The 17,813-nt window shown below is 62.0% G+C and carries 17 protein-coding genes, 1 other RNA gene and 2 pseudogenes; 12 read left to right on the top strand and 8 right to left on the bottom strand.

Features of this window, described 5'->3' with window-relative positions; all coding sequences use genetic code 11:
* The 6 genes from HDG37_RS36865 to gyrA all read right to left on the bottom strand — a co-directional run bounded on the left by HDG37_RS36865 (nucleotide 1) and on the right by gyrA (nucleotide 8,011).
* On the bottom strand, nucleotides 1-942 hold the full coding sequence (locus HDG37_RS36865) for a prephenate dehydrogenase (RefSeq protein WP_184028740.1): 942 nt from the start codon (nucleotides 940-942) through the stop codon (nucleotides 1-3).
* Nucleotides 943-1,003: 61 nt separating this feature from the next.
* On the bottom strand, nucleotides 1,004-2,125 hold the full coding sequence (gene hisC, locus HDG37_RS36860) for a histidinol-phosphate transaminase (RefSeq protein ID WP_184056261.1): 1,122 nt from the start codon (nucleotides 2,123-2,125) through the stop codon (nucleotides 1,004-1,006).
* Nucleotides 2,126-2,206: 81 nt separating this feature from the next.
* Entirely contained in the window at nucleotides 2,207-3,286 is a 1,080-nt protein-coding gene (gene pheA / locus HDG37_RS36855) for a prephenate dehydratase (RefSeq protein WP_018421374.1), read from the bottom strand.
* 63 nt (nucleotides 3,287-3,349) lie between these two features.
* A complete protein-coding gene (gene serC / locus HDG37_RS36850; protein WP_184056259.1) occupies nucleotides 3,350-4,432 on the bottom strand; it encodes a 3-phosphoserine/phosphohydroxythreonine transaminase in 1,083 nt (360 codons plus the stop codon).
* A 218-nt stretch (nucleotides 4,433-4,650) separates the two neighbouring features.
* Nucleotides 4,651-5,256 (bottom strand): DUF2059 domain-containing protein, encoded by a 606-nt coding sequence (locus HDG37_RS36845; RefSeq protein ID WP_184027684.1) that lies wholly within the window; start codon nucleotides 5,254-5,256, stop codon nucleotides 4,651-4,653.
* A 124-nt stretch (nucleotides 5,257-5,380) separates the two neighbouring features.
* On the bottom strand, nucleotides 5,381-8,011 hold the full coding sequence (gyrA, locus tag HDG37_RS36840; protein ID WP_184056257.1) for a DNA gyrase subunit A: 2,631 nt from the start codon (nucleotides 8,009-8,011) through the stop codon (nucleotides 5,381-5,383).
* Nucleotides 8,012-8,486: 475 nt separating this feature from the next.
* Here gyrA and ompA point away from each other — a divergent pair, with 475 nt between their 5' ends.
* The 5 genes from ompA (at nucleotide 8,487) to HDG37_RS36815 (ending at nucleotide 12,312) form a co-directional block, all read left to right on the top strand.
* Nucleotides 8,487-9,134: an outer membrane protein OmpA gene (ompA, locus tag HDG37_RS36835; RefSeq protein ID WP_026225971.1), complete on the top strand. Its 648-nt coding sequence runs from the start codon at nucleotides 8,487-8,489 to the stop codon at nucleotides 9,132-9,134.
* A 234-nt stretch (nucleotides 9,135-9,368) separates the two neighbouring features.
* Nucleotides 9,369-10,067 carry a bifunctional 2-polyprenyl-6-hydroxyphenol methylase/3-demethylubiquinol 3-O-methyltransferase UbiG gene (ubiG, locus tag HDG37_RS36830; RefSeq protein WP_184027677.1) on the top strand — a complete coding sequence of 233 codons (699 nt, stop codon included), beginning with the start codon at nucleotides 9,369-9,371 and terminating at the stop codon, nucleotides 10,065-10,067.
* Between the two features lie 41 nt (nucleotides 10,068-10,108).
* On the top strand, nucleotides 10,109-10,822 hold the full coding sequence (gph, locus tag HDG37_RS36825) for a phosphoglycolate phosphatase (protein ID WP_184027663.1): 714 nt from the start codon (nucleotides 10,109-10,111) through the stop codon (nucleotides 10,820-10,822).
* A gap of 144 nt (nucleotides 10,823-10,966) precedes the next feature.
* Nucleotides 10,967-11,336, top strand: a transfer-messenger RNA (tmRNA) gene (gene ssrA, locus HDG37_RS36820).
* Nucleotides 11,337-11,565: 229 nt separating this feature from the next.
* Nucleotides 11,566-12,312 carry a hypothetical protein gene (locus tag HDG37_RS36815; protein ID WP_184056255.1) on the top strand — a complete coding sequence of 249 codons (747 nt, stop codon included), beginning with the start codon at nucleotides 11,566-11,568 and terminating at the stop codon, nucleotides 12,310-12,312.
* Between the two features lie 148 nt (nucleotides 12,313-12,460).
* Here the strand turns inward: HDG37_RS36815 and HDG37_RS36810 are convergent.
* Nucleotides 12,461-13,341: pseudogene (locus HDG37_RS36810) on the bottom strand (IS3 family transposase); the annotation flags it as partial.
* 235 nt (nucleotides 13,342-13,576) lie between these two features.
* Here HDG37_RS36810 and HDG37_RS36805 point away from each other — a divergent pair.
* Nucleotides 13,577-14,926 (top strand): IS110 family transposase, encoded by a 1,350-nt coding sequence (locus HDG37_RS36805; protein ID WP_184056253.1) that lies wholly within the window; start codon nucleotides 13,577-13,579, stop codon nucleotides 14,924-14,926.
* Nucleotides 14,927-14,928: 2 nt separating this feature from the next.
* On the opposite strand, the pseudogene HDG37_RS36800 reads toward HDG37_RS36805, so the two are convergent.
* A pseudogene (locus tag HDG37_RS36800) lies at nucleotides 14,929-15,186 on the bottom strand (transposase); the annotation flags it as partial.
* Here HDG37_RS36800 and HDG37_RS36795 point away from each other — a divergent pair.
* The 6 genes from HDG37_RS36795 (at nucleotide 15,160) to HDG37_RS36770 (ending at nucleotide 17,595) form a co-directional block, all read left to right on the top strand.
* A complete protein-coding gene (locus HDG37_RS36795) occupies nucleotides 15,160-15,786 on the top strand; it encodes an HD domain-containing protein (RefSeq protein ID WP_184056251.1) in 627 nt (208 codons plus the stop codon). The pseudogene HDG37_RS36800 and the gene HDG37_RS36795 overlap by 27 nt on opposite strands.
* Nucleotides 15,758-15,973 carry a hypothetical protein gene (locus tag HDG37_RS36790; protein ID WP_184056249.1) on the top strand — a complete coding sequence of 72 codons (216 nt, stop codon included), beginning with the start codon at nucleotides 15,758-15,760 and terminating at the stop codon, nucleotides 15,971-15,973. Before HDG37_RS36795 ends, HDG37_RS36790 begins: the two co-directional genes overlap by 29 nt.
* A gap of 89 nt (nucleotides 15,974-16,062) precedes the next feature.
* Nucleotides 16,063-16,284, top strand: coding sequence for a hypothetical protein (locus HDG37_RS36785; RefSeq protein WP_184056248.1), 222 nt, complete (start codon nucleotides 16,063-16,065; stop codon nucleotides 16,282-16,284).
* A gap of 101 nt (nucleotides 16,285-16,385) precedes the next feature.
* On the top strand, nucleotides 16,386-16,757 hold the full coding sequence (locus HDG37_RS36780; protein ID WP_184056246.1) for a hypothetical protein: 372 nt from the start codon (nucleotides 16,386-16,388) through the stop codon (nucleotides 16,755-16,757).
* A 26-nt stretch (nucleotides 16,758-16,783) separates the two neighbouring features.
* Nucleotides 16,784-16,963 carry a hypothetical protein gene (locus HDG37_RS36775; protein WP_184056244.1) on the top strand — a complete coding sequence of 60 codons (180 nt, stop codon included), beginning with the start codon at nucleotides 16,784-16,786 and terminating at the stop codon, nucleotides 16,961-16,963.
* Nucleotides 16,964-17,364: 401 nt separating this feature from the next.
* Nucleotides 17,365-17,595 carry a hypothetical protein gene (locus HDG37_RS36770; RefSeq protein WP_184056242.1) on the top strand — a complete coding sequence of 77 codons (231 nt, stop codon included), beginning with the start codon at nucleotides 17,365-17,367 and terminating at the stop codon, nucleotides 17,593-17,595.
* Nucleotides 17,596-17,813: the final 218 nt, after the last annotated feature.

Below are 17,813 nucleotides of genomic sequence, written 5' to 3'. Positions count from 1 at the left end.
TTATTTGGACGCGTCGCTGGCGGCCACGCCAGCCGCACGCTGCTCCTGCCACTGACTGCGCGCGACGCGCGAGCGCGCGAACACCGCTTCGAGCGCGGCGCCGTCGCCGGCCTCGATCGCCGTGCGCAGGCGCGCGAGCACCGCGGTATACGCGTCGAGTTCGTCGAGCAGCGCCGCGCGATTGGCGACGCAGACGTCGCGCCACATCTCCGGACTCGACGCGGCGATGCGCGTGAAGTCGCGGAATCCGCCCGCCGCGAACGAGAACTTCAAAGCGGCGTCGGGCGAACTGAGGATCTGTTCGACGAGCGCGAACGACAGCACGTGCGGTAGATGACTGACCGACGCGAACACGCGGTCGTGCTGCTGCGGCGTCATGTCCCGCACCAAGGCGCCGGTGGCGCGCCACATCGCCGCGACGCGCTCGACCGCTTCCGGCGCGTTCTCCGGCAACGGGCACAGCACGACGTTGCGGTTCACGTACAGATCGGGCAACGCGGCGTCGACGCCGCTCGACTCGCGGCCGGCGATCGGATGGCCCGGCACGAACTGGCCGATCCGTGCACCGAGCGCCGCGCGCGCGGCGGCGACCACGTCGGACTTGGTGCTGCCCGCATCGGTGACGATCGTGTTGGCGTCGAGATGCAGCGCGATGCGTTCGAGTAGCGGCTGTGTCTGCGCGACCGGCGCCGCGAGCAGCACGAAGTCCGCGCCCGCTAGCGCGTCGCGCAGCGCGGCGTCGTCGGTGAGCGCCGCGGCGCCGTCGATCACCCCGAGCGCCAACGCGCGCTCGCTCGACGCGGACGTCCGTCCCACCCCAACCACCGTGCGTGCCCCGCCGGCCTCGCCGCGTTCACGCAACGCGCGCGCGAGCGATCCGCCGATCAGGCCGACACCGAAAATCACCAGCTTGTTAAAAGAAAACGCGGCCACGTCGCTCACACAATACGGACAATAAGCGCGCCGCTCCTGCCGGCCGACGCGCGGGATCAAGGAGCAATGCTTACGCAGCGGCAGGCTCGGCAAGCGTCTTTTCGAGCGCCGCGAGGAACGCTCCATTTTCCTCCGGCAGGCCGATCGTGATGCGTAGCCATTGCGGCAAACCGTAGTTGCCGACCGGTCGCACGATCACAGCCTGTTTCAACAGTGCGAGATTCACCCGGGCGCCGGCTTCGTCGTCACCGCCGACGCGCACGAGCACGAAGTTACCTTCGGATGGCACGTATTCGAGACCGAGCTTGTCGAACGCCTCGGTCAGAAGCTTATAGCCCTGCGCGTTCAGCGCCGCGCTCTTTTCCAGAAATGCGCTATCGTTCAGTGCCGCAATCGCTGCGGCCTGCGCGAGCGTATTGACGTTAAACGGCTGACGCAGACGATTCAGCAGATCGGTCAAGCCGGGCTGCGCGATCGCGAAGCCGATACGCAGGCCCGCCAGGCCGAACGCCTTCGAGAAAGTGCGCGACACCAGCAGGTTCGGATAGCGGCGCACCCAGTCGATCGAGTCATATCGCTTGTCCGCCGAAAGATACTCGGTGTACGCCTCGTCGAGCACGACGACCACATGGCGCGGCACTTTGCCGAGAAACGCCTCGAGCGTCGGACCGTCGACGAACGTACCGGTCGGATTGTTCGGATTGGCGACGAACACGAGACGCGTGTCGTCGTCGATCGCGGCAAGCATCGCGTCGAGGTCGTGACCATAGTGCACTGCCGGCACGACGATCGCGCGCGCGCCGACGCCTTGCGTTGCGAGCGCATAGACCGCGAACGAATACTCCGAGAACACTACCGCCTGGCCCTTCTCGACGAACGCGTGCGCGGCGAGTTCGAGGATGTCATTGCTGCCGTTGCCGAGCGTGATCCACTCGGCCGGCACGCCGTAGCGCGCGGCGAGCGCCGCCTTCAGTTCGAAACCGTTCGAGTCCGGATAGCGGCCGAGCTCGGCGATCGCCTGCGCCATCGCGCGCTGCGCGGATTCCGGCATGCCGAGCGGATTCTCGTTCGATGCCAGCTTCACGATGCTCGCCTCGTCGAGACCAAACTCGCGGGCCACTTCCGAAATCGGCTTGCCGGCGATGTACGGCGCGATCGCACGCACATAGGAAGGGCCGAAAGACGCTGTCATGAAAATCTCCGAACGACGATGGATAGTGAAATATGCGTTCGGGCAGTGCACTTGACGCCGCCCGGACTGCGCCGCCAGCCCTTACCGGGCGCGCGGATACGAGCCGAGTATTTTCAGGAACGCGGCCTTCTCGCCGAGCCCGGCGAGCGCGGCGGCCACGGCCGGGTCGTCGCGATGGCCTTCGACGTCGATATAGAAGTAGTACTCCCACGTGCCGACGCGCGCCGGGCGCGATTCGAAACGCGTCATCGACACGCCGTGGCGCGCCAGCGGCTCGAGCAGCTTGACCATCGCACCCGGTTCGTTCACGACCGACACAATCAGCGAGGTCTGGTCGTAGCCGCTCGGACCGGTCGGCTGCTTGCCGATCATGACGAAGCGTGTGCGGTTGTGGGGATCGTCCTGGATCAGCGCGTTGGTGACCTGCAGGCCGTAGTGGATCGCGGCGCGGTCGCCGGCGATGGCCGCGACGGTCGGATCTTCGGCTGCCATCCGTGCAGCTTCCGCGTTGCTCGACACCGCCTGGCGCTCGAGATGCGGCGCGTTGGTCGACAGCCAGCGCTGGCACTGCGCGAGCGCCTGGGCGTGCGCGCACACGCGCGTGACGCCGGCGAGCCCGTTTTGCGTGAGCAGGTTGTGATGAATCGGCAATGCGAGTTCGCCGCCGATGGTCAGCTGCGTTTGCAGCAGCAGATCCAGCGTGCGCGACACCGCGCCTTCGGTCGAATTCTCGACCGGCACGACGCCGTAGTCGGCGGCGCCCGCCTCGACGGAGCGGAACACTTCATCGATCGACGGGCACGGCAGCCCTTCGATCGACTGACCGAAGTACTCATGCATCGCCTGTTCGCTATAGGTGCCGACGGGTCCGAGGTACGCGGCCTTGATGGTCTTTTCGAGCGCGCGGCTTGCGGCCATGATCTCGCGCCAGATCGCGCTGATGTGTTCGTCCGCAAGCGGCCCCGCGCTCATCTCCTGCAGGCGCGCGATCACCTGCATCTCGCGCTCGGGTCGGAACACCGGTGCGTTGAAATGCTTCTTGACCTCCCCGACTTCGAGCGCGACCGACGCGCGCTGGTTCAGGAGCGCGATCAACTGCGCGTCGAGCGCGTCGATGCGATCGCGCAGAGGTTTGAGTCGTGTATTGAGTTCGTCGTCCATGCGTAAAACGGCTTTGCCGGGTAACTGCTGGAAAAGATGCGCACGCCTGCCGGTCAGTGTGACTCAGGCACTGCGCTGTTCGAATTCCTTCATGTATTCGACAAGCGCTTTGACGCCTTCGAGCGGGACGGCGTTATAAATCGACGCCCGCATGCCGCCGACGGACTTGTGGCCCTTTAGCTGCACCAATCCCCGCGCTTTCGCGCCGGACAGGAAATCTTCGTTGCGCGACTCGTCGACGAGAAAGAACGGTACGTTCATCCGGGAGCGCGAGCCACGCTCGACCTTGTTCAGATAGAAGCTGCTCGAGTCGATCGTGTCGTACAGCAGCTTCGATTTTTCGAGGTTGCGTGCCTCCATCGCCAGGAGGCCGCCCTGCTTCTTCAACCACTTGAACACGAGCCCGGCGATATAGATCGCGTAGGTGGGCGGAGTGTTGTACATCGAATTGTTCTCGGCGACGGTCTTCCATTCGAACGCCGACGGGCAGATCGGCATCGCGCGATCTAGCATGTCCTCACGCACGATCACGACCGTCACGCCGGCCATGCCGATGTTCTTCTGCGCACCGCCGAATAGCACGCCGTATTTGGCGATGTCCATCGGGCGCGACAGGATATGCGACGACGCGTCCGCGACGAGCGGAGTATCGCCGAGGTCGGGAATCTCGAAGGTTTCGACGCCGTGAATGGTCTCGTTGGTGCACAAGTGCACGTAAGCCGGATCGTCCGACAGCTGCCATTCCGAGTGCGCCGGCGCGCGGGTGAAGCCCTCGGCTGTCTTGCCGGTCGCGGCGAGATGCACGCTGCCGTATTTCTGCGCTTCCTTGAACGATTTCTCCGACCACGAGCCGGTGATGACGAAATCCGCGCGCGGTTTCGAGCCGAGCAGGTTCATCGGCACGATCGCGTTTTCGCCGAGTCCGCCGCCCTGCAGAAACAGGATGCGGTGGCTTGCCGGCACCTGCAGCAACTCACGCAGATCGGTCAACGCTTCCTCGTGGATCAACATGAATTCCTTGCCGCGATGGCTCATTTCCATCACGCTCATACCACTGCCTTGCCAATTCAGCATCTCGTCGGCTGCCTGGCGCAGCACTTCTTCGGGCATGGCCGCCGGGCCGGCGGAGAAATTAAAGACGCGCATGTGAGGTCCTGGAAGCGGGCGCGAAATAACGAAGTCGCGCGGGAATCGGCGAAAAGAACTGCGAAAAGAACTGCGAAATGGCTCGCCGAAAAAGAAAATGGCCGTCTGCGCCAGTGCGCAAACGACCATTATCGCATTGTCGCCGCCAACCCGCCACGCCGGGTGGCCCAGCGGGCGCGACGACAGGCCGGCTGATCAGCGCAGCCTGCGAGCGGAATTTACTTGGCAGCCGGCTTGACCGATGCGACTTCCTTGTCGGCCTGGTCACGCGTTGCCTTGATCGATTCCGGCATGTACTTCTGCATCAGACCGTTCACGACGTCGCGGCCAACCTGGTCTTGCACCTGGATGAACTTGCGACCGGTCGGGCTCTTGTAGAACGTGGTCAGATCCTTGATTTCCGACGTGCTGTAGTACTTCGCGTACGCGTCGTACTGAGATTGCATCGCGTCCTGACGGAAAGAGTCGGTCGCGAACACCTGGCCCGCGCTGTCCACCAGCTTCGGCACCGCGTTCTTTTGCAGCGTCGGCACGGCGGCTTGCTTCTGCTTGTCCGTCATCGTCTTGTTCTCGGTCAGCGCGTCCGACAGGATTGCCGGAACGAGCTGCTTGGCCTGCATCTGCGCGCTGTTGCCGATTGCGCCAACCAGCTTCTGCGCATCGATGGCGTCGAGCAGCTCCTTGATGGCAGCTTGCTTGGCCGGATCAACCGGTGCTGCTGCGGCAGCCGGAGCCGCAGGCGCCTGGTTCTGCAGCGCTTGAGCCATGGCGAAGGTCGGCACGATGGCAGCCAGCAACATCAGTTGTTTGAATCGTTTTTGCATCACTACTCCCTAAGAGAAATTAACCTGAACTGCACGCCACACGGGAAAGCGTACCGGCCCGATACGCGCTGACCCGCAGCGTAGCTTCAACGTATTAACTGAGACTGAAAGCCGCTGGCACGGATCAAGCCGCGCCGCCGCCCTCACCGCCGTTATCACCTTCAGCGGAGCCGTCGGAATCGCTTTCCGACTCGCCCTCGGCCTCCGCTACCTGTTGCAGACCGGACAGCTTGGTCCCTTCGTCAAGGCTGATGAGTGTAACACCTTGCGTTGCGCGTCCCATTTCGCGAATTTCCGACACGCGCGTGCGAATCAGCACGCCCGTCGTGGTAATCAGCATGATCTGCGCTTCCGGGTCCACCAGCGTCGCGGCAACGACCTTGCCGTTACGCTCCGACGTCTGGATTGCGATCATGCCCTTCGTGCCGCGGCCGTGACGCGTGTACTCGGTGATTGGGGTGCGCTTGCCGTAGCCGTTCTCGGTTGCGGTGAGCACCGACTGCTGCTCGTCGCCGGCCACCAGCAACGCGATCACGTTCTGGCCGTCCTCGAGTTGCATGCCGCGCACGCCGCGCGCCTCGCGGCCCATCGGACGCACGTCGTTTTCGTCGAAGCGCACTGCCTTGCCCGAATCCGAGAACAGCATCACGTCGTGCTGGCCGTCGGTGATCGCGGCGCCGATCAGGTAATCGCCCTCATCGAGACCGACCGCAATAATACCCTTGCGCAACGGCCGGCTAAATGCTTCCAGCGGCGTCTTTTTTACCGTTCCCAACGCGGTCGCCATGAACACGAACTTGTCGGCCGAGAACTCCTTGACCGGCAGCACGACCGTGATCTTTTCGCCTTCTTGCAGCGGGAACATATTGACGATCGGCCGGCCGCGCGAATTGCGCGAACCCTGCGGCACTTCGTAGACCTTGACCCAGTACACACGGCCGCGGTTCGAGAAGCACAGGATGTGGTCGTGCGTATTGGCAATGAACAGCGTGTCGATCCAGTCGTCTTCCTTCATGGAAGTGGCCTGCTTGCCACGACCACCGCGCTTCTGGGCTCGATATTCGGACAACGGTTGCGATTTCACGTAGCCCGCGTGCGACATCGTCACGACCATTTCCTGCGGCGTGATCAGGTCTTCGGTGTTCAGCTCGGTCGCGTTCAACTCGATCTTCGAGCGACGCGCATCGCCGAATTCGGCCTTGATGGACGTGAGTTCGTCGACGATGATCGCCGAAATGCGTTCCGGGCGAGCCAGAATGTCCAGCAGGTCAGCGATCTGCGCCATCACGTCGCGGTATTCGCCGATGATCTTGTCTTGCTCGAGACCGGTCAGTCGCTGCAGGCGCATCTGCAGGATTTCCTGCGCCTGCGTATCGGACAGACGGTAAAGGCCGTCGGCCTGCATGCCGAACGACGGGTTCAGTCCCTCCGGACGATAAGCTTCGCGACCGCCCGCCGACGCGTTTTCCGACTCGGCGCGTGACAGCATTTCGCGCACGAGCGACGAATCCCACGCGCGCGACATCAGCTCCTGCTTGGCGATAGGCGGTGTCGGTGCGGCCTTGATGAGCGCGATGAATTCGTCGATGTTCGCGAGCGCAACCGCGAGACCCTCGAGCACGTGACCACGTTCGCGCGCCTTGCGCAGTTCGTAGACGGTGCGCCGCGTCAGCACTTCCCGGCGATGCGACAGGAAGCACGTCAGCATTTCCTTCAGATTCAGGAGCTTCGGCTGGCCGTCGACGAGCGCGACCATGTTCATACCGAACGTGTCCTGAAGCTGGGTCGCCTTGTACAGATTGTTCAGCACGACCTCGGGCACTTCGCCGCGCTTCAGCTCGATCACGACACGCATGCCGCTCTTGTCGGATTCGTCGCGGATGTCGGAAATGCCTTCGAGCTTCTTCTCGTTGACGAGCTCGGCGATGCGCTCCAGCAGCGAGCGCTTGTTCACCTGATAGGGCAGCTCGTCGACAATGATCGCCATGCGCTGGCCGCGGTCGATTTCCTCGAAGTGCGTCAGCGCGCGCATCACGACGCGGCCGCGGCCGGTGCGATAGCCGTCGCGCACGCCGGCCACGCCGTAGATGATGCCGGCGGTCGGGAAGTCGGGCGCGGGGATGATCTCGATCAGCTCGTCGATCGTCGCTTCCGGGTTTTTCAGCAGGTGCTGACACGCGTCGACGACTTCATTGAGGTTGTGCGGCGGGATATTGGTCGCCATGCCGACCGCGATGCCGGACGAGCCATTGATCAGCAGATTAGGGATGCGCGCGGGCAGGATGGCCGGCTCGTTCTCGCTACCGTCGTAGTTCGGCCCGAAGTCGACCGTTTCCTTGTCGATGTCGGCCAGCAGTTCGTGGCCGATCTTCGCCATGCGGATTTCGGTGTAACGCATCGCCGCGGCGTTGTCGCCGTCGACGGAACCGAAGTTCCCCTGGCCGTCGACGAGCATGTAGCGCAGCGAGAAGTCCTGCGCCATCCGTACGATCGTGTCGTAGACAGCGGTGTCGCCGTGCGGATGGTATTTACCGATGACGTCGCCGACGATACGCGCCGACTTCTTGTAGGCGCGGTTCCAGTCGTTGTTCAGCTCGTGCATCGCGAACAGCACGCGCCGGTGCACCGGCTTCAGGCCATCGCGGACATCGGGAAGCGCTCGCCCTACGATAACGCTCATCGCGTAATCGAGATACGAACGGCGCATTTCCTCCTCAAGGGAGATTGGCAGAGTCTCTTTGGCGAATTGATCCATTATCCGTATCTTTTACGTGCGAAGGCGGGGTTTCGCCGCTTCTTCGCGTAAGCATTGCAGGCGCAACGCATCACGCGATTCTAACATGCCACGAATCCACGCCCGACGAAGGTACGTATACATATTAGAGGGCCACCCGCCAACACCTCGCCGATCGCACAATTTCAGTCTCGTCAGGCTCGATTCCTGCATGGGACCAATTCGCCGCTCAGCCAGAGCCGGCGGACCGCTCAGACGAAAACATTTGTTGCGCATGCACCACAATTGGAGGGGGATTTGATCGGGGGCGGATTTTTTTTTCGTCGGAAGGGAACGATATGGCAAAATGCCAACGCACAAAGAGTCAGACACTGCTCGAAGTCTACACAAACGGTTTTTGTTCCGCACCAATGTTATACTTCGAGCAATGTATGACTGGTCTTCGTCAACAGGCTCGCAGTAAACCTGCGGTAATCTCAATTTCGAGAGGAGAAATATGAATAAACTTTCAAAGCTCGCGTTCATTGCAGCTACCGCAGTTATGGCTGCATCCGCCATGGCGCAGTCGGTGCCGGCGTCGCGACAAGCTACCAACGACAACTGGGTGAATGGTACTGGCGAATACGTGTGGATGAACGGCACGAACGAGCTTTGCTGGCGCGATGCATTCTGGACGCCCGCAACGGCTAACGCCAAGTGCGACGGCGCTCTGGTTGCTCAGGCTCCGACCCCGCCGGCACCGGTCGCTCCGGCTCCGGCTATCTCCAGCGAAAAGATTACGTATCAAGCTGATGCGCTGTTCGACTTCGACAAGGCAATCCTGAAGCCGGCCGGCAAGGAACGTCTGAGCGAACTGGCATCGAAGATCCAGGGCATCAACCTCGAAGTCGTCGTCGCTACGGGCCACACCGACCGTATCGGTTCCGTCGCCTACAACGACCGTCTGTCGCTGCGTCGTGCTCAAGCTGTGAAGGCCTTCCTGGTCAGCAAGGGCGTCGAAGCCAACCGTATCTACACGGAAGGCAAGGGTCCGCGCAACCCGGTTACCACCGGTTGCAACCAGAAGAACCGCAAGCAACTCATCGCCTGCCTCGCACCGGACCGCCGCGTGGAAGTCGAAGTTGTCGGTACGCCGAAGCAGTAAGCTGGAAATTACCGCAGTATCGAAAGCCCCGCTTCGGCGGGGCTTTTTTTATGCGCGGGTACCGCGGCCTGGCGTGATGCGCGACGCAGGAGGGTCCCGCTCAGCTACCAGCGGCTCGCAGCTTGCATCAGCGCCCGCTACCCGACGCGCTTTTGCCGCTCTTTCTCTCGCCCTATATACTCACAGTTTATCCTCGAGCGTCCGCTCACCGCTTTCATCGAGGCAGCCTTCACCATGACCAACGCCGATCCTCACGAACTACAGAAATTCAGCGACCTCGCGCATCGTTGGTGGGACCCGAACGCCGAATTCAAGCCGCTGCACGAACTGAATCCGATTCGTCTAAGCTGGATCGACGCCCACGCGCATCTCGCCGGCAAAAAGGTGCTCGATATCGGCTGCGGCGGCGGCATCCTGTCGGAATCGATGGCAGGTTTGGGCGCTCATGTGAAGGGCATCGATCTGTCGACGCAGGCACTCGGTGTCGCCGATCTTCACAGTCTTGAAAGCGGTGTAACCGTCGATTACGAAGAAATCGCGGCTGAGGCGCTGGCCGCACGCGAACCGGGCACTTATGACGTGGTCACCTGCATGGAAATGCTCGAGCACGTGCCCAGGCCGGCCGCGATCGTCGAGGCCTGCAAGAATCTCGTGAAGCCGGGCGGCTGGGTGTTTTTCTCCACGCTGAACCGCAATGTCAAGTCGTATCTGTTCGCGGTGATCGGCGCCGAATACATCGCGCGAATGCTGCCGATGGGCACGCACGACTACGCGCGCTTCATCCGCCCGTCGGAGCTCGCCGGCTTCGTGCGCGCCGCCGAGCTGCGCACGGCGGACATCAAGGGCATCGTGTACAACCCGCTCAGCAAGCTTTTCGCGCTGTCGTCCGACACGAGCGTCAACTATATGCTCGCCTGTCGCCGCGACGCCTGAATTGCCCGAACCGCCCCGATCCGCCGTATCCGAAACGAACAATGAGCGACCCGACTCCCCTGCCGCAACGCGAAGACAACGACGACACGCTCGGCTTTTGCCTCGCCGTGCTTTTCGACCTTGACGGCACGCTTGCCGACACGGCGCCCGACCTCGCGGCCGCCGTCAACAAGATGCGCCACGACCGGCGGCTCGAGATGGTGCCGCTCGAGAAGCTGCGCCCGCTGGCTTCAGCCGGAGCGCGCGGACTGATCTGCGGGGCGTTCGGCATCGGGCCCGATCATCACGAATTCGCATCGATGCGCGAGGAGTTTCTCGCGAACTACGAAGCAGATCTGTGCATCGAGACGACGCTCTTTCCGGGTATCGCGGAAGTGCTCGACGAACTCGACGCGCGCGGCGTGCGCTGGGGTATCGTCACGAACAAGGTCGCGCGGCTCACCGAGCCGCTCGTCGCGCAACTCGGGCTCGAGGAGCGCGCCGGCTGCGTGGTGAGCGGCGACACGACCCCGCATTCGAAGCCGCACCCCGCGCCGTTGCTGCACGCGGCGCGTGAGCTGGACATCGCGCCGGAGCGCGTCGTCTATATCGGCGACGATCTGCGCGACGTGCAGGCCGGTTTTGCCGCCGGCATGAAGACCGTCGCCGCGGCGTACGGCTATTGCGGCAACGACATTCCGCCGACACGGTGGCACGCGCAACACGTCGTAGAATCGACGGCCGAGTTGCAAACCCTGCTGCGCGACATCGGCTGACAAAGTCAGACAGATCGGCTGAAGGGCCCGTCCCGCACTCTTGTTAACCATGTCGCACCATTCAGCGGCCACCAAAGACGCACGACGCGGCTCTCGATCTATTGTAAAATCTCCTTTGGCTCACATATGTGAGCAACGAACCGCGGGGGCGACCTGGTTTCGACAGGGGTTGCGAAGCGGCTAGGGCATGTCGAGGACCCGTCACCTCGTTAATCAATGGGAAAAACGTAACTGCAAACGACGATACGTTCGCACTGGCAGCCTAAGGGCCGCCGTCCTCTGCCTAGTTCACTGACGGGCTAGTGTCGCAAGACCGGTAGCAATACCGACAGAGGTCATATACGTCAGTTAAGCCTTGGCGGCGTCACGACGTCCGGGTCGAAAATTTAGTGAATCGCCGTAGCGCAGCGTGTTCGTCCGCGTCGCTGCGGTTAAATCAAAAGACAGAACTAAACATGTAGAACTGGTCGTAGAGGACTTCTGGACGCGGGTTCGATTCCCGCCGCCTCCACCATTTATCGAAACGAAACCCCGTAAGTTCAATGACTTACGGGGTTTTTGTTTTTTCGGCCCATCATTTGGCCCATCGCCAGGCACAAACTCACTCACTTCCCCTATTCTGCGAGGCTTCGCGTTTCTGTCCGATTGCCGTCGCAGTCCGCTAGAATCCGGCGATGCCTAGTGCACCCAGGTTTCGCCTGATGCAACGTTGCGAGCGCTACGGCGAATCTTCGGGAGGCAATGTGAACGACCCGTTTTCGCATAAGGAGATTCATCCGCTTTGGAGTCTGGTCGATCCGCTTAGCGTCGAGGATGCTGCGGCGTTGATCGCCAGGTTTGACCCAAACTCAGTTGATGGGACCCGGCAGTTCTTCAGGAACCGCGAAACCAACCTGACCGACAGTGACGGCATCACATGGGTACATACGGCGCAAACCGCACTTGCGAATGCTGTCATCGCGAAGCAACTGAACGCGACGATACGCCGTTCAGCCTGGGAACGGGGATGGGACGAAGAGCCAGAGGACGGTGAACGTTTCGCAAAGGATGTCACCATACGGGCCGACGATGCGGCAGAAGCGTGGGAAGTCGAGCCATATTCGGCGAAGGCTCGCGGGATCATCTATCGCGTTGCTCCGGACTGGTCGTTGACGACCGTCACTGTCGAAGACGTTCGCAAGTGGCTCGCGTCGCGCGGCGTGAGAGCGGGCTTCCTCTTCCCCGAGGCGACGGATGCGCCAGACTACCTGAATCCCAAAGACGCACGGTACGCGCCACGGCTTGCTGCTGCCGTGACTGCCTGGCTGGCTGTCACGCAGAGCAGCGGCAAGAGCGTGAAGGATGCCATCAAGAAGTGGCTGCGCGAGCATGCTGCGGAGTTTGGCCTCACCAACGAGGATGGCAACCCGAATGAGACCGGCATCGAGGAAGTCGCCAACGTTGCAAACTGGCAACCGGCAGGCGGCGCGCCGAAGACTCCCGGCCAATAACCTACCCACCGCCTGAAGCCCTGCTACTGCTAGGTTTTGGGCATATCGCACGCTCAAACCTACCCGCCCCTTCGACAAGAACCCACCAGAGGTGGCCTCGTTCGTTCGGACAGGATCAGCGAGTTTTTAAGTGGAATTGCTGAGGCAATCAAGCTGCCGATTTTATCGCTGGCAGCGTGGCGAAGTATGCTTCATCCGGTGTCTGATCGGCCAGCCTGGAATGAGGCCGGTTCTGGTTATACCAGTTCAGGTAATTGCCGATTGAGCGGCGGGCGTGGCTGACCGAGTCGTAGGCTTTCAGATAGACCTCTTCATATTTGACGCTTCGCCACACCCGTTCGACGAACACGTTGTCACGCCAGGCGCCCTTTCCATCCATGGACAGAAGAACGTTCCGGCTGAGCACCGCGTCGGTGAATTCGGTTGCGGTGAACTGGCTGCCTTGATCCGTGTTGACGATCTCAGGCAGGCCGTATTTCGCAAACGCTTCCTCCAGCGCCTCGACGGCATGGCAGCTCTCCAGCGTGATCGCCACCCGGTGTGCCAGCACCCGACGGCTCGCCCAGTCCACTACGGCCGTCAGATATACGAAGCCGCGCGCCATCGGGATATAGCTCGTATCGAGCGCCCAGACCTGATTGGCCCGTTCGATCTTGCGATGGCGCAGCAGGTACGGCCAGATCCTGTGGGCTGCATGCTTGCGGCTCGTGTTTGGCTTGCGATACAACGCCTCGACGCCCATGCGCTTCATCAAGGTGCTGACGTGTCTGCGCCCGACCTTGATGCCTTCGCGACGCAGCAGCCTTGCCAGCATTCGTGCCCCTGCAAATGGATGCTCGAGATGAAGCTCGTCAATCCGGCGCATCAATTTCAGATCCGCTTCGCTGACCCCACGCGATTGGTAATAGGCACTCGAGCGGCTGATGCCTACCAGCCGGGCCTGCTGTGTGTCACCGGTAGAGCGTGATCACGATCGATCATCGCTTTACGCCCAGCAGTCCCGCCTTGCTGAGCGCGCTTTCTAAAAAACGACCATCGCGACCCGTCGCGGCCCCATGGATAGAAACGCACAGTGGCATAGACTGAAGTGCGCATGGACAGTCGCCGCTACGATTTTGGAGGCTGTACGATCCCGTCAAAAAACCTGGCCCAGGGGGAAGCTGCGGACCCGCTTGTGGTGGCGCTTCGTTGCGACCCCGTTTAGGAATGTGATCTCATCCGAGTCCCCCGTCCGGCGCGCCCACAACCTGCAGGAGACGCGATCATGCCTAAACCCCGTCGCAAGTTGTCAGGCCTGCCCGTCATCAACGACCGGGCTGCGGCCATTGACATTGGATCCCGCTTCCATGTCGTTGCCGTGCCGCCCGACCTGTGCGACCAGCCTGTCCAGACTTTCCAGGCCTTCACCGGCGACCTTCAACGCATGGCCGACTGGCTCGTGTCGCTGGGGATCAAAACCGTGGCGATGGAATCGACCGGCGTGTACTGGATCCCGGCCTACGAGATCCTCGAAGGCCGTGGTCTCGAAGTAATCGTTGCCAACGCACGCGAGTCTCGCGCCGTCCCAGGTCGGAAGAGCGACGTCAACGACGCCCAGTGGCTGCAGCGGCTCCATGCCTGCGGTCTGTTGCGCCCAAGCTTCAAACCCAGCGGCGACATCGCCGCGCTTCGCGCCTATCTGCGGCTTCGGGAACGACATCTGGACTACGCGGCCGCCCACATCCAGCATATGCAGAAGGCGCTGACCTTCATGAACCTTCAACTGCACCATGTCGTCACTGACGTGACGGGAGCGACAGGGATGCGCATCATACGCGCTATCGTGGCCGGCGAGCGTGATCCCGGCGTGCTGGCTGCGATGCGTGATCGCAACTGCAGGTCCAGCGTCGAGACGATCCGTGCCGCTCTGGTGGGCAACTACCTGCCCGAACACGTCTTCGCGCTGCAACAGGCCCTGGCACTCTATGACTTCTACCAGGCGCGCGTTGACGAATGCGATGCCCAGATCGAGCGCACACTGGCCGTGCTTGCCGCCGATAAGCCGGTACCGCAACAGCCATTGGGAAAGATGCGCAGCCGGACCCAACAGCCCAACGCGCTAAGCTTCGACGTGCGTACTCTCATGTACCAACTTGCTGGCGTCGACCTCACCCAGATCCATGGAATCGGCTCCTACCTGGCTGTGCGTCTCGTCGCCGAATGCGGCACCGATCTCAGCCGATGGCCGACTGCCAAGCACTTCACCTCCTGGCTGACCCTGTCGCCGGGGTGCAAGGTGAGCGGCGGAAAAGTCCTCTCCTCACATACGCGCAAGACAACCAATCGGGTGGCTGCCCTGCTGCGGCTGGCTGCTGTCACGGTGGGAAAAACGAGCACGGCGCTGGGTGCGTTCTACCGCCGGCTGGCGGCTCGTATTGGCAAGGCCAAAGCCGTAACCGCCACGGCGCGCAAGATCGCCGTGCTGTTCTACAACGCCATGCGCTTCGGCATGCAATACGTCGACCCGGGAGCCGACCACTACGAACAGCACTACAAGGAGCGTGTCCTCAAGCAGTTGCACAGGCGGGCAGCCGAGTTCGGCTTCTGCCTCCAACCCACGGAGGGCGTTTCTTAGGAATCATTCTCCAACGTCAATTGCCCGATCTTCGCGTGCAGCACCTTCACGTCGACTGGCGGCGCCGACAGCGCCGCGCCCCCCGCTTCGAACACATCGGCAACCCGCTCCTGCAGTTGCTTCTTCCAGTCCGTGATCTGGTTCGGATGGACATCAAATTGCTGGGCCAGTTCTGCCAGCGTCTTGTCGCCCTTGAGCGCCGCCAGGGCCACCTTTGCCTTGAACGCCGGTGAGTGGGTCCGTCGGTTTCGTTTCGTCATCTTCTGGTTCCTTGTTGCCGGCCATTATGGCCGACTCACCCCCCAGCTTTTCCACTCAACGAACTGTCCGAATTCTCGAAGCCACTTCTGTTTGCGATTGGCGCACACACCGCGATCGGTCAGCGACGAAAATATACTGCCGAGCCCTACAGCGGCCATCTTGAGGAAGTCTCCAGCCTCGTGTCGACTGTGGAAGGGGTAACTCCCGACATGGTCGCGGCGGCATGGTTGCACGACACGGTTGAAGATACCGATGTGCCCTTGTCGCTGATCGAAACCGAATTCGGTGTCAGCATTGCGCGACTAGTTCATGAATTGACGGCAGTATCCGGGCCTAACGACGGGGATCGTGCGACACGCAAGGCGCTGGACCGGGCGCATACGGCGGCGGCGTCCACTGCGGCCCACACCATCAAGGCGGCGGACCTGATATCGAACCTGCGCACCGTGGAGGCGCGCGATCCGGCGTTCGCGAAAATCTACATGGCGGAGAAGGCGCTGTTGCTCGAAGTGCTTGTCAGAGCCGATGCAGGTCTGTGCTGTACCGTACGCTCGATCCTGCAGAACTACCATGAGCGGCACGCAGCGCACCGGATTTAAAGAGCTTGCGCGCAAGACAGCTTACTGGGAGTACCTGAAACAGATGCAGGCGCATCTTTCGCCGCCCTTGAAGGCGCAGGCGCAATGCCGCGCGACTTTCGAGGCGCCGGAGGAACTGAAGAACCCGCGCCCGGTCGCGTTCGTGAAGCAGGCCAATATTTCGAACGGGGCCGCAGCAAGGGAATAACGAGGCCGGGGCGAACATGACAGCGCGACTCCAGCGCCTCGCGCGCGGAGACAACACGGATACGTCGAACGAACTATTAACGGACGATCATGGGACGACACTGGACCGCGGAACAGCGCGCGAAGCAGGCCAATGCAATTCGGCGCTGGAAACCTTGGGACAGCGCAACGGGCCCGGTCACTGACGCGGGCAAGGCCACTGCTGTGCTCAATGCGCTGAAACACGGCATGCGCTCGGCGCAGTGGCGCGACGAACGGCGGCGCGTGAAAGAACTGCTGCGCGAGTGCCGCGCGCGGCTGGAAAAGCGATAGACCGGCGGCGCGGGTCCTTCCTGGCCGCACCTGCAACGCGGGCATTGCACACCGCGATTTTCGCGTAGCGACGGAATTGCGAAAGTTGTCCGAGGTGGAAAATGTCCGAACGTCTTAGCGCAAGCGAGTTTGCACGCCGCGAAGGCTGCGACGAAAAGCAGGTACGCCGCGCACTTGAGCGTGGCGCGCTTGTGCGTGGCGACGACGGACTGATCGACGCCGCGTTGATCGGCTCGGCGTGGCGCAAACCAAACCGCCGCACGCTGATGAAGACCGCGCCACGGCCTGAACGGATAGGCGACACGAACGCCCCACTGCGCAACGGCGGGACGCACCTGGAGCCGGGAAATGCGGCAGGACAGGATATCGACGCTTTCCCTCGCATGCTTCCGCAGGCGGAGGCGCTACGCCTGAAGGAGCACTATGCGCCCTGCTGCGCAAGCTCGAATACGAACAGCGGGAAGGGAGCCTGATCGAGCTTGCGCTGGCGGAGGATGTCGTGTTCAACCTGTTCCGCGCACAGCGCGACGCGTGGCTGGCATGGCCATCGAAGGTCGCGCCGTTCATTGCCGCCGAACTCGGCGTGGAGGTTGACCGTGTTGCCACGTTGCTGGGCGAGCACGTCTGGCAGCAGCTATCCGAACTCGGTGAGCCACAGCCGGACTTTAGCGGTGGGTGAAGCAAAACGCGGTCGAACCATGCGTTCTACTGCAAATGTCACGTTCACAGCGTGACCCTGGATTGGCGTCCGGGAAATGACAAAGGCGGGCAACCGCCGACCGGCGGTTTTTTTACGCCCGCATCGAGTGCCCCAATGGTCGGGCCTTGGTGGGGGAGCGCTCGCGCTCGCCGGTTTCCTTTGTCACCGGTACGCCAACCTTGCCTTGTGCCCGGCCACCCCGATTGGCGTCGGAGGGGTCGGGTTATCGAATCTGACAAAGGAGGTCGCAGCATGCGCCCTGTTCCCGCCCGTCCCAAGCAAACCCAATCCTCCATTCCATCCCACGACAGTATCGGCACGCTACACGCCGCCGCGCCCGCCTCCAACCAGGCCTACAACGATGCGACCGGGGGTAGGTCATGCCTGACTCTCTGAACGCCTCTGCACAACCGGATATGGCGATGCCTGACACCGCCGTTATCCGTGTCGATCAACTGCACGCACTGGCAGGGCTGTTGAGCCTGGAAGAGGTAGCGGAGCAGTTCTCCGCTCTTTCAACGGTTGCGCAGGTGTCGATTTTTGGTCTCTTCGAGGATGCGCTCGCGGACGTACGCGCCGTATTGGCGCGAACAGCGGCTTCTGGCGAATGAACTGCTGCGCGGCCTCTTTAACCGGGGCCGTCAGACTCGAATCTTCCGCCCTATTCTGTTTCATCGAAAGCCGTGGAGATTTTGGGCTGTCGCCCATGTACGGACTGCCTGTCGCACGGTAATTATCTGACTGCTGTCAACCCCGGCAGCGACTTCAGATAGACCATCGACACACCTATGTCTCTGTCCATACTTGAAATGCACTCCGTGGAGCTGTT

Origin of the sequence: Paraburkholderia sp. MM5384-R2, assembly GCF_014201025.1 — a bacterium.
In the GTDB taxonomy this organism is placed as follows: domain Bacteria; phylum Pseudomonadota; class Gammaproteobacteria; order Burkholderiales; family Burkholderiaceae; genus Paraburkholderia; species Paraburkholderia tuberum.
Note: the sequence above shows the minus strand (reverse complement) of the source record. Positions and strands in the feature narration are given on the sequence as shown.

Bases quoted from the DNA above. Each gene is read 5' to 3' on its own strand.
- HDG37_RS36805 (WP_184056253.1), top strand. From the start codon at position 13,577: ATGCCTAAACCCCGTCGCAAGTTGTCAGGCCTGCCCGTCATCAACGAC.
- serC (WP_184056259.1), bottom strand. From the start codon at position 4,432: ATGCGCGTCTTTAATTTCTCCGCCGGCCCGGCGGCCATGCCCGAAGAA.
- pheA (WP_018421374.1), bottom strand. From the start codon at position 3,286: ATGGACGACGAACTCAATACACGACTCAAACCTCTGCGCGATCGCATC.
- HDG37_RS36790 (WP_184056249.1), top strand. From the start codon at position 15,758: ATGAGCGGCACGCAGCGCACCGGATTTAAAGAGCTTGCGCGCAAGACA.
- ompA (WP_026225971.1), top strand. From the start codon at position 8,487: ATGAATAAACTTTCAAAGCTCGCGTTCATTGCAGCTACCGCAGTTATG.
- gyrA (WP_184056257.1), bottom strand. From the start codon at position 8,011: ATGGATCAATTCGCCAAAGAGACTCTGCCAATCTCCCTTGAGGAGGAA.
- HDG37_RS36785 (WP_184056248.1), top strand. From the start codon at position 16,063: ATGGGACGACACTGGACCGCGGAACAGCGCGCGAAGCAGGCCAATGCA.
- HDG37_RS36845 (WP_184027684.1), bottom strand. From the start codon at position 5,256: ATGCAAAAACGATTCAAACAACTGATGTTGCTGGCTGCCATCGTGCCG.
- HDG37_RS36770 (WP_184056242.1), top strand. From the start codon at position 17,365: ATGCCTGACTCTCTGAACGCCTCTGCACAACCGGATATGGCGATGCCT.
- hisC (WP_184056261.1), bottom strand. From the start codon at position 2,125: ATGACAGCGTCTTTCGGCCCTTCCTATGTGCGTGCGATCGCGCCGTAC.
- gph (WP_184027663.1), top strand. From the start codon at position 10,109: ATGAGCGACCCGACTCCCCTGCCGCAACGCGAAGACAACGACGACACG.
- HDG37_RS36780 (WP_184056246.1), top strand. From the start codon at position 16,386: ATGTCCGAACGTCTTAGCGCAAGCGAGTTTGCACGCCGCGAAGGCTGC.
- ubiG (WP_184027677.1), top strand. From the start codon at position 9,369: ATGACCAACGCCGATCCTCACGAACTACAGAAATTCAGCGACCTCGCG.